Raw genomic sequence first — 15,000 nt, forward strand, 5'->3', positions numbered from 1 at the left:
CCGCTCGGCGCGCCCGACAGGTCCACAACGCGGCACCGGGCGTGTCGGGCAGTGCGCGCGGCGGGCAGTGCGCGCGGCGGGGGCGGGGGGCGGCCATCCCCACCGCGTCCTTTGCTCTGCTTCAACGGACGCGACACTTGCGGGACCGAACTGTTGCGTGGGTTGAAGCAGAGCAAAGGACGTTGCGACCACCCGGGCCACCCAGCCCCTGTCCCCGCTCGTGCCCAGCAACACGCCCGCCCCGGCCTGCACCTGGGCGGGCCGGGGCGGGCGGTCAAGTCAGGTCAGGTCATGTTGGCGAGGAACTCGCTGTAGAACAGGCCCAGGGCGATGGCCACGCCGATGCCGGCGATGATCCAGAACCGGACCACGATGTTGACCTCGCTCCAACCGGCCAACTCGAAGTGGTGCTGCAGGGGGGACATTCGGAACACCCGTTTTCCGGTGGTCCGGAAGGAGATGATCTGGATCACCACGGACATCGTGATGATCACGAAGAGCCCACCGATGATCGGCAGCAGCAGGATCGTGCGGGTGGACATCGCCATGCCGGCGATCAGGCCACCCAACCCCAGCGCGCCGGTGTCGCCCATGAAGATCCGGGCCGGGGACGTGTTCCACCACAGGAAGCCCACACAGGCCCCGGCGGCGGCCCCGGCTATCAGCGCGATCTCCAACGGGTCCCGGACCTCGTAGCAGTACGGCTGGGTGTAGCTCGGGTCGGCGCACCAGTGGCGGTACTGCCAGAACGCGATCAGCGCGTACGCGGCGAGCACCATCACCGACGCGCCGGTGGCCAGACCGTCGAGGCCGTCGGTGAGGTTGACGCCGTTCGTCGCGGCCATCACCACGAAGATGAAGATGATCACCGCGCCGACCTTGCTGACCTCCAGGAAGTCGATGTCCCGGATGAAGCTCAGCGTGGTGCTGCCCACGGTCTGGGTGTTGGTGGCCTTACCCGTCGCATCGGTCATCGTGCTCGGGAACCACAGCGCGATCACCCCGAAGACCGCGCCGACCAGGATCTGGCCGAGCAGCTTGCCGCGCTTGTTGAGGCCCGCGCTGTTGCGCTTGCGCACCTTGAGGAAGTCGTCGAGGAAGCCCACCGCGCCGGAGAACACCATCAGCCCCAGCAGCACCAGCGCCGTGATGGTCGGCTCCACCTGGGCGATCTGCGCGTCCGGCAGCGTGGTGAGGGCCAGGTGGCCGGCCACGTACGCGATCACCGTGGCCAGGATGAAGACCACGCCGCCCATCGTCGGCGTGCCCTTCTTGCCCTGGTGCATGGCGGGGCCGTCGGTCCGGATCGGCTGGCCGGCCTTGAGCCGGGTGAACACCTTGATCGCGATCGGGGTGCAGAACAGCGAGACGACGAAGGCCACCCCGATGGCGACGATGATGGCCCTCATCGACTGGCCTCCCCGGCGGCGTCGGCGCGCAGGGCGTCGGCCACCTCCCAGGTCCGGTACCGCGAGCCCTTGACCAGGACGACATCGCCCGGCCCCAGCTCGCCCCGCAGCACCTCGACGGCCGCCGCCTGATCGGTGAGCAGCACCGACTCTCCTCCCCAGTTCGCTACCGCTGTCGCGCCTTCGTGGATCGGCGCGGCCGGCTCGCCCACCACGAGCAGCCGGTCGACACCCAGCTCGGCCGCGAGCCGGCCGACCTCGGCGTGGCCGTCGCGCTCGAACGGGCCCAGCTCGGCCATGTAACCGAGCACCGCGACGGTACGCCGCCCCCGACCGAGGCTGGCGAGCGCCCGGAGGGCGACCGCCATCGAGGCCGGATTGGCGTTGTACGAGTCGTCGATGACCGTGACCCCGTCGGGTCGGTCGAAGACGTCCATCCGCCGGGTGGACTTCAGCCCCAGCTCGCCGAGCGCCGTGGCCAGCTCGGCCAGCGGCATGCCCAGCTCGCGGGCGACCGCGGCGGCGGCGAGCGTGTTGCCGACCTGGTGGCGGCCGGTCAGCGCGAGCCGCACGGCGGCCCGCCCCTCCGGCGTGACCAGGGTGTACGACGGGTGCCCCCGCTCGTCGAGCGTGACGTCCTCGGCGCGCAGGTCGGCGTCCGCCGCCTCGCCGTAGCGGACCACCCGTGCCCGGGTGCGGCTCGCCATGGCGTCCACCCGGGGGTCGTCGGCGTTCAGCACCGCCAGCCCGTCGGCCGGCAGCGCCTCGACCAGCTCGCCCTTGGCCTGGGCGATGGCCTCCTGCGAGCCGAACTCGCCGATGTGCGAGGTGCCGACGTTGAGCACCACGGAGATCCGCGGCGGCACCAGCTCGCACAGGTAACGCACGTGCCCGATGCCCCGCGCGCCCTTCTCCATCACCAGGTAGCGGGTGTCCGGCCCGGCCAGCAGAGCCGTGTACGGGTGACCCAGCTCGTTGTTGAACGAGCCGGGCGGCGCGACAGTGGCGCCGAGCCGGGCGGTGAGCTGCCCGATCAGGTCCTTCGTGGTGGTCTTGCCGGACGAGCCGGTCACCCCGATCACGGTCAGTTCGGGCAGCCGGGCCACCGCCGCGCGGGCCAGCCGACCCATCGCGGTCAGGGCGTCGTCGACGAGCACCATCGGTACCCCGGGCACCTCGCGGGTGCCGAGCACGGCCACCGCGCCGGCCTCGACGGCCGTCGTCGCGTAGTCGTGCCCGTCGACCTTCTCCCCCGGGAACGCCACGAAGAGCGAACCGGGTCCGACCTTGCGCGAGTCGAACTCGACCGAGCCGGTGACGGTGCTGTCCGGGTCGGCGGCGGCGAGCCGCCCGTCGACGGCCGCGGCCACCTCGGCCAGGGTGAGCGCGATCACCGCTGACCCGCCCGGTCCGAGAAGCGGGCCCGCAGCGCGTCGGCCAGCTCGGTGCTGTCGTCGAACGGGAACACCTGGTCCGCCACCTCCTGGCCGCGCTCGTGACCCTTGCCGAGCAGCGCGATCACGTCGCCCGGCTCGGCCAGGCGGACCGCCTCGTCGATCGCGTCCCGGCGACCGGCCACCTCGATGATCCGGGTGGCCGTGCCGGCCCGGTACGCCCCGGCCAGCACCTCGGCGCGGATCTCGGCCGGGTCCTCGGTACGCGGGTTGTCGTCGGTCACCAGCACCACGTCGGCCCCCTCGGCGGCGGCGGCGCCCATCACCGGCCGCTTGCCCCGGTCCCGGTCCCCGCCGGCGCCGATCACACAGATCAGACGGCCGGCGCTCAGCTCACGCAGCGCGGCCAGCGCCGCCACGATCGCGTCCGCCTTGTGCGCGTAGTCGACGACCCCGCGTACCGGACCGGTGACGTCGACCAGCTGCAGGCGACCGGGCACGCCACCGCAGGCGGCCACACCGTCGGCGGCGGTCCGCGGGTCCACCCCCGCGCCCACCAGCGCGGCGATGGCCAGCAGCGCGTTGGCCACGTTGTGCCGGCCGGGCAGCGCCACTTTCGCGGACACCAGCACGCCATCCGGGCCGTGGGCGGTGAACCGCTGCGCGTACCCCTCGCCGTCGACGCCGTCGGCCCACCAGGTCGCGGTGGGGTCGCCGGCCGCCGAGTAGCTGACCGTCGCCGGCTTGTAGAGCGGGGTGAGCGCCGGATCGTCGCGGTTGAGCACCTCGACCGCGCACCGACCGTCGAAGAGCTGCGCCTTGGCGGCGAAGTAGTCGGCGCTGTCGGCGTGGAAGTCCAGATGGTCGGAGCCGAAGTTGGTGTACCCGCCCACGGTGAACCGCACCCCACCGACCCGACCCATGGCCAGGGCGTGGCTGGAGACCTCCATGACGACGGCGGTGACCCCACGCTCGCGGGCGGTGGCCAGCATCGCGTGCAGGTCGGTCGCCTCCGGGGTGGTCCGCACGCTGTCGATCACCAGGTCACCGAGGCGGGTCTCCACGGTGCCGATCAGCCCGGTGGTGTGTCCGGCGGCGCGCAGCCCCGACTCGACCAGGTACGCGGTGGAGGTCTTTCCGGCCGTGCCGGTGATGCCGATAACGGTCAGGTCGGCGGTCGGGTCGCCGTACACGGCCGAGGCCAGCTCGCCGAGCACCTTGCGGGGGTCGGGCACCACCAGCGCGGGCAGGCCGCTCGCCGCCGCCAGCTCCGCGCCGGCCGGGTCGGTCAGCAGGGCCACCGCACCGGCCTCGGCCGCGCCGACGGCGAACTCCGCGCCGTGCCGGCGGGCACCGGGCAGGGCCGCGTACAGGTCGCCGGGGCGGACGTCCTGACTGGCGTGGGTGGCACCCGTGACGACCACGTCGGCGGCGTCCGCCGGCAGGTCGACGGCGAGCCGGACGGCGAGGTCACCGAGCCGGACGCCGGTCACGGTACGTGGACGTGGATTGCCGGGCACGGCGTCAGACCCTACCCGGTCGTCCGGTTCCGGCCGCACAGCCGCCCCGGTGGTTCGTCGGCACTCACCGATGATGGCGCGCCTCCGCTGCTCAGCGCGGATAGACCACGAACTTCGGTGCGGAACCACTCGGAGACGGCGGCACCCGGTAGTGACGCAGCGTGAACTGCATCATCTCCCGGAAAGCCGGGTTGGCGATGGCCGCGCCGCCACCACCGGGGGCGTACACGAAGACGGCGATCACGTACCGGGGCTTCTCGGCGGGGGCCATGCCGATGAAGGAGGACACCTCACCGGGCTGCTTCTTGCCGTCGACCAGACGCCAGCCGGTGCCGGTCTTGCCGGCGACCCGGTAGCCGGGGACCGCGGCCAGGGTGCCGGTCGCCCCCTCGACGGTCGTCACCGCCTCCAGCATGGTGCGCAGCGCCGCCGCGTTCTGCGGGCTGAGCACGGGACGGGTGACGGGGGCGGGCGCGGGAGTGCGCTTGCCGTCCGGGCCGATCGTCTCCTTGACCAGGTGCGGCTGCACGTACGTGCCGTCGTTGGCGATCGCGGCGTACGCGGCGGCCATCTGCAACGGCGTGGCGTCGACGCTGTGCCCGATCGGCACCGACCCGTACGACGAACCGCTCCACTCCTCGGCCGGCAGCAGTCGACCGCTGGCCTCGCCGGGCAGGCCCTCGCGGGTGGGCTGCCCCAGCCCGAACCGCTTCTGGTAGTCGATCAGCCGGTCCCGGCCGAGCTTGTCGGCAACGGTGATCGCGCCGACGTTCGACGAGAAGGCCAGCATTCCCGGAATGCTCATCTTCTTGCCGTTGGCGGGGTGTGTGTCGGAGAACCAGGTGTCGCCCATCTTGATGCTGTTCGCGATCGGCAGCGTGGTGTCCGGCGTGATCACCCCCTCCTGGAGCGCCGCGCCGTAGGTGATCGCCTTGTGCACCGACCCGGGGTCGACCACGAAGCTCGTCGCGGCGTCCTCCCGGGCGACCGGATCGCTCGGGGTCGGCTTCGCCGCGTCGTAGGTCGGGTGGCTGGCCTGCGCCCGCACCTCGCCGGTGGCGACGTCGATGATCACGGCCGCGGCGGTCGCGCCCTTCTGCCCCGCCATCCCCGCGCTGAGGATCTGCTGGCAACGGAACTGCAGGTCCCGGTCGATGGTGAGCGTGATCGAGCTGCCCGGCTTGGCCGGAGTCGTCTTGCTGTAGCCGCCCGGGATCGGCGCGGCGAGGTCACCGAGGCCGGCCTCGTACACCCGTCGGCCGTCCTGCCCGGAGAGCAGGTCGTCGTAGCGGGCCTCCAGCCCTTCCAGCCCGTCCATGTCCTGAGTGGTGAAGCCGATGAGATTGGCCGCCAGGTCGCCGCCGGGCACCTCACGGCGCTCGTCGCGGTGCACGCCGATGCCGGGCAGGTCCAGCGCCAGCACCTGCTTGGCCGTCGGGATCTCCACCCCCCGGGCCAGGTACTCGAAGCGGGACGCGTTGCCGTTCTCCAGCTTGCGGGGCTTCATCAGCTCGACGAGCTTCGACGCCGGGATGCCGAGCAGCGGGGAGAGCGCCTTCGCGGTGGCGTCGGCGCCGATCCAGCCAGGGTTGGTCCGGTCCTCGATCAGCGTCGGGTCGGCGAACACGTACCGCGCCTCGACGCTGTGGGCCAGCGGCTCACCGCGGTAGTCGTAGATCGCGCCGCGCGGCGCGGGCAGCTCGACCGTGCGGGTCCGGTCGGCGACGCCACCACCGGCGTAGGCGGGGGTGTCGACCGCCTGCAGGAAGATCAGCCGCACCCCGATGACGACGAAGAGCGCCAGGGTGAGCACGGTGCCCAGGCGCAGCCGCAGCCGCGGGTCGGCGAGCTTCGGCGGGCGGGGCGGCTTGCGGGACGGTCGGCGGGCCGCCGGACGGTCGCCGCGACCGGGCGCGCGGGGCGTGGTGCGGCGACGCGGCGGCGGCACGTCTCCGGGCACGCCGCGCGGGGTCCGTGGCGCGACGGTGCGCACGACTCCGCCGCGACCGGCCGCCGGAGCGTCCCGCCGGCCGGACCGGGCGGCGGCCCGGCCGCCGTCGAGCACCTGCAGCGCGGGCCGGAACGGATCGCCGGACCGGGTGTTGCCCCGAGGGGTACGCCGCTGCTCGGCGTTCCCGCCGCGCGCGGGGGTGCCGCGCTCCTCACGGACCGTCCGCCCCCGCGGGGTGTACGCCCGGGCGCCGGAGATGCCGCCGATCCCCGGCTCACCGGTACGGGACTCGGCGTCGGCGGCGTCCCGCGCAGAGCCGCGCCGGGACTCCGTGGGGTCCCGGCGCGGCTCGTCCGACCTCGGTGGCACCGGTCAGCCTCCCGCACCCTGGCTGGTGACCGACTGCTCGCCGGTCGCCGGCTTGGGCACGCCGATCGGCTTGCCGTCCGGCATCCGGATGTACGCCGGCTCCCCGGACTCCACCAGACCCAGCCGACGCGCCTCGGCGGTCAGGTTCCCCGGCGCCTTGGCGTCGGCGATCTGCTTGTCGAGCTGCTGCTTCTCCAGGTCCAGTCGGGCCTGCTGCTGCTGCAGCTTCTCCAACCGGAACGCGTTCTCATTGATCTTGGTGTTGACCGCCAGGATGCCGAACACCCCGCCGACGACCAGCACCACGATCAGCGCCGCGAACGGCGCGCGCGGCACCGACACCGGTGGCGGTGGCGCCACCCGCAGCCGCGGCGGCCGGTTGCTCGCCGTGGTGCCGGACTTCTCCGCCGGGCGCAGCGCGGCGCTGCCCTGGGTCGGGAACTCGCGCGCCCCCCGGGCGCGAGCCTCCCCCTGCCGGTTGACCCGATCGATGCGTGGCGTACCGTTCCCCACGCGCGGGGCTCGCTCCGCCGCGGTCCGGCCCCCCGACCGCGGTGCGCGCTGCCCGCCGCCGGTGACGTCCCGGCGGTCGCGCTTGTCAATGTTCATGTCCCCTCCCCCTCTACATCCGTCCCTCTGCCGTCCGCCGGCGTCGCCGAATCCCCCACGGATCCTGTCGACCCCGTCCCCGGTTGGTGCATCGCCTTCACTCGTCGGCGGGACCGTTCGCGGTCGGTCCGCCCCTTTCCTGCCTCGTCCGGATCGAGCCGTTCCGCTGCCCGCAACCGCACGGAGGCGGCGCGCGGGTTCGCGGCGACCTCCGCCTCCCCGGGCAGTTCGGCGCCCCGGCTGAGCAGCCGGAACGTCGGACCGGACCCGGGCAGCTCAACCGGGAGGTCGACCGGGCCCTTACTGCGGACCCGGTCCGCGAGCGCCGCCTTGGTGAGCCGGTCCTCCAGCGAGTGGTAGGACAGGACCACCATGCGACCGCCCACGGTCAGTGCGTCGAGCGCGGACGGCAGCGCTGTCTCCAGCGCTGCCAGTTCTCTGTTTACCTCGATCCGTAAAGCCTGAAACGTTCTCTTTGCCGGGTGCCCACCCGTTCGTCGGGCTGGTGCCGGAATCGACTCCCGGACCAGCTCGGCCAGTCGCGCGGACGAGGTGATCCGGGCGCGTTCACGCTCCCGGATGATCGCCGAGGCGATCCGACCGGCGAACTTCTCCTCGCCGTACACCCGCAGCACCCGGGCCAGATCCGGATGGGCGTACGTGTTGACCACCTCTTCGGCGGTCACCCCCCGCGTCTGGTCCATCCGCATGTCCAGCGGCGCGTCCTGCGCGTACGCGAACCCGCGGTCGGGCGCGTCCAGTTGCAGCGACGAGACACCCAGGTCGAACAGGATCCCGTCGATGCCCGGATAACCCAGCCGCTGGAGCACCTCGGGCAGCTCGTCGTAGACGGCGTGCTCCAGGTGCACCCGGTCGGCGAACCGCGCCAACCGCACCCGTGCGTGGGCGAGCGCCTCGGTGTCCCGGTCGAGCCCGATCAGGACGGTCTCCGGATGCGCCTCGAGCACCGCCTCCGCGTGCCCGGCCAGGCCGAGCGTCGCGTCGACGTGCACCGTCCGGCCGCCTCGACCCAGCGCGGGGGCCAACAGCTCGAGACACCGCTCGAGCAGCACCGGCACGTGCGTGCCGCGCAACTCCCCCATGATGACCCCCACTGGTTGAAACGTCCGTTCTTCTCGCGCGCCTGCTGTGGAGACGGCGCTCCCGTCGTACCGCCAGATCCCCATCCGCTCCCGCCGGACACCGACTTCCGCCGGATTACTGGATCGTGCGCCTGGCACCGGGGAAGTGATGCCAGGAGCTCGAAAGCGGCTGGAGATCTCGCAGTACGTCGGGCGCCGTTCCGCCCTACAGACCGCCGGGCAGCACCCCCTCCTCGATGTCGGCGAAGTCGTCTTCGCTCTCGGCGAGGTAGGTCTCCCAGGCGACCTTGTCCCAGATCTCGACCCGTGTGCTCGCGCCGATGACCACCAGGTCCCGGTCGAGCGCCGCGTACTCCCGAAGGTGCGCGGGGATCGTCACGCGACCCTGCTTGTCCGGCACCTCGTCATGCGCGCTGGCGAAGAAGACCCGGCTGTAGGCCCGGGCCGCCTTGTGTGTCATCGGCTGCGCGCGCAACTGCTCCGCGATGCGCTGGAACTCGGGTGTCGGAAAGACATAGAGGCAGCGATCCTGCCCTTTGGTGACCACGACACCCCCCGCCAGCTCATCCCGGAACTTGGCCGGAAGGATCAGCCGGCCCTTCTCGTCCAGGCGCGGGGTATGGGTGCCGAGGAACATCGGCCCAACCCCCTCGCCCTTGAGCGGCGTTCGCGGCGCCGCTGACCCCCCGGGCCGGTGAGCCCTCCCGGCCTCACCATCGCGCCCCACTCTACTCCACTTCCCTCCACCTGCAACCAGATTCGCCCGCGTGGCGCGTCCCATCCACGCGCAAAACCGCACGTCACAGGGGGTGGAGCGGAGTGGAGGGCCCGAGCGCCCGCCCGGCGTGGTCCGCTTTCCGACATTGATCGACTCCGTCCGGCCGAGCGCTGACCACCCTCCCGCACGGATGCCACCGCCCTTCCCGCACGGATGCCACGGCCGAACGGTTCACCGTCGGCGGCGATCTGGCGAGGCGGGCGGTCCGGTAACCTCGCTCGCGTGACGGACGCGAAAATGCCCCTACGGGCCAAGGTGGCCAGCTCCGTGTCACGGACCGCCGCGGCGCTCTCCCGGGCCGCCGGCCGTGGCGACGGTTCGGTGATCGGCGGGTGGATCGGGTTGAAGATCGACCCGGACCTGCTGGCGCACCTGTCGGCCGGCCGCGCCATCGCGCTGGTCTCCGGCACCAACGGAAAGACGACCACCACCCGGCTGACCGCCGCCGCGGTCGGCGTGCTCGGCCGGGTCGCCACCAACTCGTTCGGCGCCAACATGCCCACCGGGCACACCTCGGCGCTGGCCAAGGCCGGCAGCACCCCGTACGCGGTGCTGGAGGTGGACGAGCACTACCTGGCCCAGGTGCTGGAGTCGACCGAGCCGCACGTGGTCGCCCTGCTGAACCTGTCCCGCGACCAGCTCGACCGCGCCAAGGAGGTCGCCATGATGGCGCAGCTCTGGCGCGCGGCCCTGGTACGGCACACCGACGTACGGGTGGTGGCCAACGCCGACGACCCGATGGTGGTCTGGGCCGCCACCCCACCGGCCGACCCGGCGCGCGGCATCAACCCGCCGCACGTGACCTGGTTCAGCGCCGGCCAGCGCTGGCACGACGACTCGTGGGTCTGCCCGGAGTGCGGCTCCACCATCGCGCGCTCGGGTGACCAGTGGTGGTGCACCGGCTGCGCGCTGCGCCGCCCGGAGCCGCAGTGGGTCGTCGAGGACGAGGGCGTGCTCGACCCCACCGGGGCCTGGCACAAGGTCTCCCTCCAGCTACCCGGCAAGGTCAACCTGGGCAACGCGGCGACCGCGCTGGCCGTGGCGGCCGAATTCGGCGTACGCCCCGTCGACGCGGTGTCCCGGCTCGGCATCGTCACCTCGGTCGCCGGCCGGTACGCGCAGGTCGACCGGGACGGCCGCAACATCCGGCTGCTGCTGGCCAAGAACCCGGCCAGCTGGCTGGAGGCGTTCGACATGGCCGACGAGGCGCCCACCCTGCTCTCCATCAACGCGCGCGACCCCGACGGGCTGGACACCTCCTGGCTCTTCGACGTCGACTTCGCCCCGCTTCGCGGCCGGCAGGTGTTGATCACCGGCGACCGGGCATACGACCTGGCGGTACGGCTGGACGTCAACGACGTGCCCTTCCAGCACGTCCGCACGTTCGACGACGCCGTCCGGTCGGTCCCGCCCGGGCGGCTCGAGGTCATCGCGAACTACACCGCGTTCCAGGACATCCGAGCGGAGTTGGACCGTGTCAACTGAGAGCCTGCGTATCGTCTGGATCTACCCCGACCTGCTGTCCACCTACGGTGACCGGGGCAACGCGCTGATCCTGGCCCGGCGGGCCCGCCAGCGCGGCATGCCGGTCGAGGTGTTGGAGGTCCGCTCCGACCAGCAACTGCCCTCAACGGCCGACATCTACCTGGTGGGCGGCGGCGAGGACGGCCCGCAGGCGCTGGGCGCGCAGCGGCTGATCGCCGACGGCGGTCTGCACCGGGCGGTCGCCCAGGGCTCGGTGGTCTTCGGTGTCTGCGCCGGTTACCAGCTGCTCGGGATGTCCTTCTTCGCCAAGGGTGTGCAGTGCCGCGGCCTGGAACTGCTGGACCTGCGCTCCGACCGGGGCGAGAGCCGGGCCGTCGGCGAGCTGGCCGGTGAGATCGACCCGCGGCTGGGCCTGCCGCCGCTGACCGGTTTCGAGAACCACGGCGGTCGTACCCACCTCGGCCCGGAGGTCGCCCCCCTGGCCCGGGTCACCGCCGGCATCGGCAACGACGGCGCCACCGAGGGCGCCTGGCGGGGCAAGCTGCTCGGCACCTACTCGCACGGTCCCGCGCTGGCGCGCAACCCGGCCCTGGCCGACCTGCTGCTGCGGTGGGCCACCGGGGCACACCAGCTCCCGCCGCTGGACGACACCTGGCCCGACCGGCTCCGTAACGAGCGCCGTTCAGCGGTGGCCGCCGCCCGGGCATGATCCGCGCTGTCCGGCGGCTGCTGCGGCAGCCGTCGGCCGCCCGGTTCGCCCTGCTCGTCGCGCTGATCGGCGGCTGCGGGCTGCTGTTACTCCTGGTGCCCCGCCCGAACCCGGAGCGGCTGCCGGTGCTCGCCGACCAGTTGGGCGACCTCGCCCCGGTGGCGGCGATCCTCGGCGGCGCGTTGCTGCTGGTCGCGCTGGTCCCCCGCACCTTCGTGACGCTCGCCGCGGGCGCGATCTTCGGCCCGGTGGAGGGCGCCGCGTACGCCCTGGGCGCCGCGTTGGTGGCCGCGGCGATCGGGTTCACCGTCGGCCGGCTGCTCGGCCGGGAGTTCGTCGCCGAACGGGTGCGCGGTCGGTTGGCCCGCCTCGACGGCTGGTTTGCCCGGCAGAGCGTGTTCGGCGTGGTCACCGTCCGGCTGCTGCCGATCGCGGGCTTCGGCCTGGTCAGCTACGGCTACGGCACGACCGGCGCGCGGGTGGTGCCGTTCCTGGCCGGCAGCGTGATCGCCTCCGCGCCGACCGCGATCGGCTACGCGGCGATCGGCGCGGCGGTCAGCACACCCGGGCACGTCAACTGGTACGCGGCCGCCCCCGCCAGCCTCGGCCTGATCGCCAGCGTGGTGCTCGTACACCAGTGGTGGCGCGCCAACCGCCCCCGCCCCCGCACCCCGGTCTAACCCCCGCACCCCGTGCTGCGCCCGCGCGCCCGGCCCGCGCGCCCGGCCCGCCGATCTTGCACTTTCTGTCCCGACAAACCCTGACGCAGGGGGCGGAACGACAACCGAAAGTGCAAGATCGACGGGCAAAGGGGGGCGTGGGTCAGACGACGACGGAGACCATGCGGCCCTTGACGACGATGACCTTGCGGGGCTCCTTGCCGGCCAGGCTCGCGGCCACCGCCTCCAGGGCCGCCGCGCGGACGGTCTCGTCGGCGGCGTCGGCGGGCACCTCGACGCGTCCCCGGACCTTGCCGTTGACCTGCACCGGGTAGGTCACCGTGTCGGCCACCAGCAGCGCCGGATCGGCGACCGGGAAGTCCGCGTACGTCAGCGAGGTGTCGTGACCCAGCTTGCGCCACAGCTCCTCGGCCAGGTGCGGGGCGAACGGCGCCACCATCAGCACCAGCGGCTCGGCCACCTCGCGGGGCGTCGCCGACAGCCCGGTCAGCCCGTTGGTCAGCTGGATCAGCTTGGCGATCGCGGTGTTGAACCGGATGCCGTCCATGTCGCCACGGACCCCGTCGATCACCGTGTGCAGCAGCCGACGGGTCTTCTCGTCCGCCGGGTCGTCGGTGACCCGCAGCTCACCCGTCTCCTCGTCGACGACCGCCCGCCACACGCGCTGCAGGAACCGGTACGAGCCGATCACCGCCCGGGTCTCCCAGGGGCGGGACACCTCCAGCGGGCCCATCGACATCTCGTACACCCGGAAGGTGTCCGCGCCGTACGCCGCGCACATCTCGTCGGGGGTCACCACGTTCTTCAGCGACTTGCCCATCTTGCCGTACTCGCGGTTGACCACCAGGTCTTCCAGGTAGTACGCGCCGTCGCGCTCGACCACGTCCTCGGCCTGCACGTAGCTGCCGCGCGAGTCGGTGTACGCGTACGCCTGGATCATGCCCTGGTTGAACAGCTTGCGGAACGGCTCGAACGACGAGACGTGGCCCAGGTCGAACAGCACCTTGTGCCAGAACCGCGCGTACAGCAGGTGCAGCACGGCGTGCTCGGCGCCGCCCACGTACAGGTCGGTGCCGCCGCAGTCACCCTCGCCGCGCGGGCCCATCCAGTAGCGCTCGTTCTCCGCGTCGACGAACCGCTCGGAGTTCGTCGGGTCCAGGTAGCGCAGCTCGTACCAGCAGGAGCCGGCCCACTGCGGCATCACGTTGGTCTCGCGGGTGTAGCGCTTCGGCCCGTCGCCCAGGTCCAGCTCCACCTCGACCCAGTCGCGCCGCCGCGACAGCGGGGTCTCCGGGTTGGAGCCGGCGTCGTCCGGGTCGAACGTCTTCGGCGAGAAGTCGTCCACCTCCGGCAGCTCGACCGGCAGCATCTCCTCCGGCAGGGCGATGGCCGCGCCGGTCTCGTCGTAGACGATCGGGAACGGCTCACCCCAGTAGCGCTGCCGGGAGAACAGCCAGTCCCGCAGCCGGTAGGTCACCGCGCCGGTGCCGTGTCCGTTCGCCTCCAGCCACGCGATGATCGCCGCCTTGGCGTCGGCCACCCCCAGGCCGTTCAGGTCCAGGCCGCGCTCGGGCGCGGCGCTGTTGATGGCCGGGCCGTCACCGGTGTACGCCTTGCCGTCGAAGCCCTCCGCCGGCTGCACGGTCCGCACGATGGGCAGCTCGAAGACCTCGGCGAACGCCCAGTCCCGCTCGTCCTGCGCGGGTACCGCCATGATCGCGCCGGTGCCGTAGCCGGCCAGCACGTAGTCCGCGATGAAGATCGGGATCTGACCGCCGGTGACCGGGTTGGTGGCGTACGCCCCGATGAAGACGCCGGTCTTCTCCTTCGAGTCGGACTGCCGCTCGACGTCGGTCTTGGCGGCGGCGGCCTTGCGGTACGCCTCGACGGCCTCGGCGGGGCTGGCGTGCCCACCGGTCCAGGCGTCCCGCGTCCCGTCCGGCCAGGCGGTCGGCGTCAGCGCGTCGACCAGCTCGTGCTCGGGCGCCAGCACCATGTAGGTGGCCCCGAAGATGGTGTCCGGCCGGGTGGTGAACACCCGGATCGGCTCCCCCGCCGTGGCGAAGTCGATGTGCGCGCCCTGCGACCGGCCGATCCAGTTGCGCTGCATCAGCTTGATCGGCTCGGGCCAGTCCAGGCTGTCCAGGTCGTCCAGCAGCCGGTCACCGTAGGCGGTGATCCGCATCATCCACTGCTTCAGGTTGCGCTTGAAGACCGGGAAGTTGCCCCGGTCGGAGCGGCCGTCGGCGGTGACCTCCTCGTTGGCCAGCACGGTGCCCAGCCCCGGGCACCAGTTCACCGGCGCCTCCGAGACGTACGCCAGCCGATGGTCGTCGACGACCTTGCGGCGCTCGGCGACGCTCAGCTCGGCCCAGGCCCGGCCGTCCGGGGTCGCCCGGTTGCCGCCCTCGAACTCGGCGATCAGCTCGGCGATCGGTCGGGCCTTCGCGGCGTCCCGGTCGTACCAGGAGTTGAAGATCTGCAGGAAGATCCACTGCGTCCAGCGGTAGAAGTCGGTGTCGATGGTCGCCACCGAGCGCCGCTCGTCGTGCGCCAGCCCCAGCCGGCGCAGCTGCGCCTTGTACCGCTCGATGTTGGCGACAGTGGTGGTCCTGGGGTGGGTGCCGGTCTGCACGGCGTACTGCTCGGCGGGCAGCCCGAACGCGTCGAACCCCATGGCGTGCAGCACGTTGTGCCCGGTCATCCGCTGGTAGCGGGCGTAGCAGTCGGTGCCGATGTACCCCAGCGGGTGGCCGACGTGCAGGCCCGCGCCCGACGGGTACGGGAACATGTCCAGCACGTACAGCTTCTCCGCGCCGGCCCGGGGGTGGCTCGGGTCGGCCAGCGGGCCGGTCGGGTTCGGCGCGTGGAAGGTGCCCTCGCGGGCCCAGGTGTCCTGCCAACGCGTCTCGATCTCGCCGGCCATGGCGGCGGTGTACCGGAACGGGGGGATGTCGCCCGCCGGTGCGGCTGCCTCGCTCATCGTCTCTCCT

General features: G+C 72.5%; 11 protein-coding genes. 3 read left to right on the forward strand and 8 right to left on the reverse strand.

Annotated elements, in window-relative coordinates:
- Window positions 1-284: 284 nt before the first annotated feature.
- The 7 genes from mraY to mraZ all read right to left on the reverse strand — a co-directional run bounded on the left by mraY (window position 285) and on the right by mraZ (window position 8,992).
- On the reverse strand, window positions 285-1,409 hold the full coding sequence (mraY, locus tag ACN263_RS20935) for a phospho-N-acetylmuramoyl-pentapeptide-transferase (RefSeq protein ID WP_422736064.1): 1,125 nt from the start codon (window positions 1,407-1,409) through the stop codon (window positions 285-287).
- On the reverse strand, window positions 1,406-2,803 hold the full coding sequence (locus ACN263_RS20940) for a UDP-N-acetylmuramoyl-tripeptide--D-alanyl-D-alanine ligase (protein ID WP_422736065.1): 1,398 nt from the start codon (window positions 2,801-2,803) through the stop codon (window positions 1,406-1,408). Before ACN263_RS20940 ends, mraY begins: the two co-directional genes overlap by 4 nt.
- The gene (locus tag ACN263_RS20945; RefSeq protein WP_422736066.1) at window positions 2,800-4,362 is read right to left on the reverse strand and encodes a UDP-N-acetylmuramoyl-L-alanyl-D-glutamate--2,6-diaminopimelate ligase; all 1,563 of its coding nucleotides are present in this window, start codon (window positions 4,360-4,362) and stop codon (window positions 2,800-2,802) included. Before ACN263_RS20945 ends, ACN263_RS20940 begins: the two co-directional genes overlap by 4 nt.
- A 52-nt stretch (window positions 4,363-4,414) precedes the next feature.
- Window positions 4,415-6,643 carry a peptidoglycan D,D-transpeptidase FtsI family protein gene (locus ACN263_RS20950; RefSeq protein ID WP_422736067.1) on the reverse strand — a complete coding sequence of 743 codons (2,229 nt, stop codon included), beginning with the start codon at window positions 6,641-6,643 and terminating at the stop codon, window positions 4,415-4,417.
- Window positions 6,644-6,646: 3 nt separating this feature from the next.
- Window positions 6,647-7,252, reverse strand: coding sequence for a septum formation initiator family protein (locus tag ACN263_RS20955; RefSeq protein WP_422736068.1), 606 nt, complete (start codon window positions 7,250-7,252; stop codon window positions 6,647-6,649).
- Window positions 7,249-8,355, reverse strand: a complete 1,107-nt coding sequence (rsmH, locus tag ACN263_RS20960; protein ID WP_422740770.1) for a 16S rRNA (cytosine(1402)-N(4))-methyltransferase RsmH — start codon at window positions 8,353-8,355, stop codon at window positions 7,249-7,251. The genes ACN263_RS20955 and rsmH overlap by 4 nt, the downstream gene beginning before the upstream one ends.
- 205 nt (window positions 8,356-8,560) lie before the next feature.
- On the reverse strand, window positions 8,561-8,992 hold the full coding sequence (mraZ, locus tag ACN263_RS20965) for a division/cell wall cluster transcriptional repressor MraZ (RefSeq protein ID WP_355049459.1): 432 nt from the start codon (window positions 8,990-8,992) through the stop codon (window positions 8,561-8,563).
- 378 nt (window positions 8,993-9,370) lie between these two features.
- Here mraZ and ACN263_RS20970 point away from each other — a divergent pair, with 378 nt between their 5' ends.
- From ACN263_RS20970 to ACN263_RS20980, 3 genes are read left to right on the forward strand one after another with little or no spacing between them, the layout of a single operon-like run.
- Window positions 9,371-10,618, forward strand: a complete 1,248-nt coding sequence (locus ACN263_RS20970) for a MurT ligase domain-containing protein (protein ID WP_422740771.1) — start codon at window positions 9,371-9,373, stop codon at window positions 10,616-10,618.
- Window positions 10,608-11,327 (forward strand): type 1 glutamine amidotransferase, encoded by a 720-nt coding sequence (locus tag ACN263_RS20975; RefSeq protein ID WP_422736069.1) that lies wholly within the window; start codon window positions 10,608-10,610, stop codon window positions 11,325-11,327. The genes ACN263_RS20970 and ACN263_RS20975 overlap by 11 nt, the downstream gene beginning before the upstream one ends.
- Complete coding sequence (locus tag ACN263_RS20980) at window positions 11,324-12,007, forward strand: TVP38/TMEM64 family protein (RefSeq protein ID WP_422736070.1); 684 nt, start codon at window positions 11,324-11,326, stop codon at window positions 12,005-12,007. The genes ACN263_RS20975 and ACN263_RS20980 overlap by 4 nt, the downstream gene beginning before the upstream one ends.
- Before the next feature lie 142 nt (window positions 12,008-12,149).
- Here ACN263_RS20980 and leuS read toward each other — a convergent pair whose 3' ends face one another.
- A complete protein-coding gene (gene leuS / locus ACN263_RS20985; RefSeq protein WP_422736071.1) occupies window positions 12,150-14,990 on the reverse strand; it encodes a leucine--tRNA ligase in 2,841 nt (946 codons plus the stop codon).
- Between the last annotated feature and the right edge of the window lie 10 nt (window positions 14,991-15,000).

Source organism: Micromonospora sp. WMMD729 (genome assembly GCF_049315225.1).
Lineage (GTDB): Bacteria > Actinomycetota > Actinomycetes > Mycobacteriales > Micromonosporaceae > Micromonospora.

What these genes read in the sequence shown, in the direction of transcription:
- ACN263_RS20970 (WP_422740771.1), top strand. Translation starts at nt 9,371, where the DNA reads ATGCCCCTACGGGCCAAGGTGGCCAGCTCCGTGTCACGGACCGCCGCG.
- leuS (WP_422736071.1), bottom strand. Translation starts at nt 14,990, where the DNA reads ATGAGCGAGGCAGCCGCACCGGCGGGCGACATCCCCCCGTTCCGGTAC.
- ACN263_RS20980 (WP_422736070.1), top strand. Translation starts at nt 11,324, where the DNA reads ATGATCCGCGCTGTCCGGCGGCTGCTGCGGCAGCCGTCGGCCGCCCGG.
- ACN263_RS20955 (WP_422736068.1), bottom strand. Translation starts at nt 7,252, where the DNA reads ATGAACATTGACAAGCGCGACCGCCGGGACGTCACCGGCGGCGGGCAG.
- rsmH (WP_422740770.1), bottom strand. Translation starts at nt 8,355, where the DNA reads ATGGGGGAGTTGCGCGGCACGCACGTGCCGGTGCTGCTCGAGCGGTGT.
- mraZ (WP_355049459.1), bottom strand. Translation starts at nt 8,992, where the DNA reads ATGTTCCTCGGCACCCATACCCCGCGCCTGGACGAGAAGGGCCGGCTG.
- mraY (WP_422736064.1), bottom strand. Translation starts at nt 1,409, where the DNA reads ATGAGGGCCATCATCGTCGCCATCGGGGTGGCCTTCGTCGTCTCGCTG.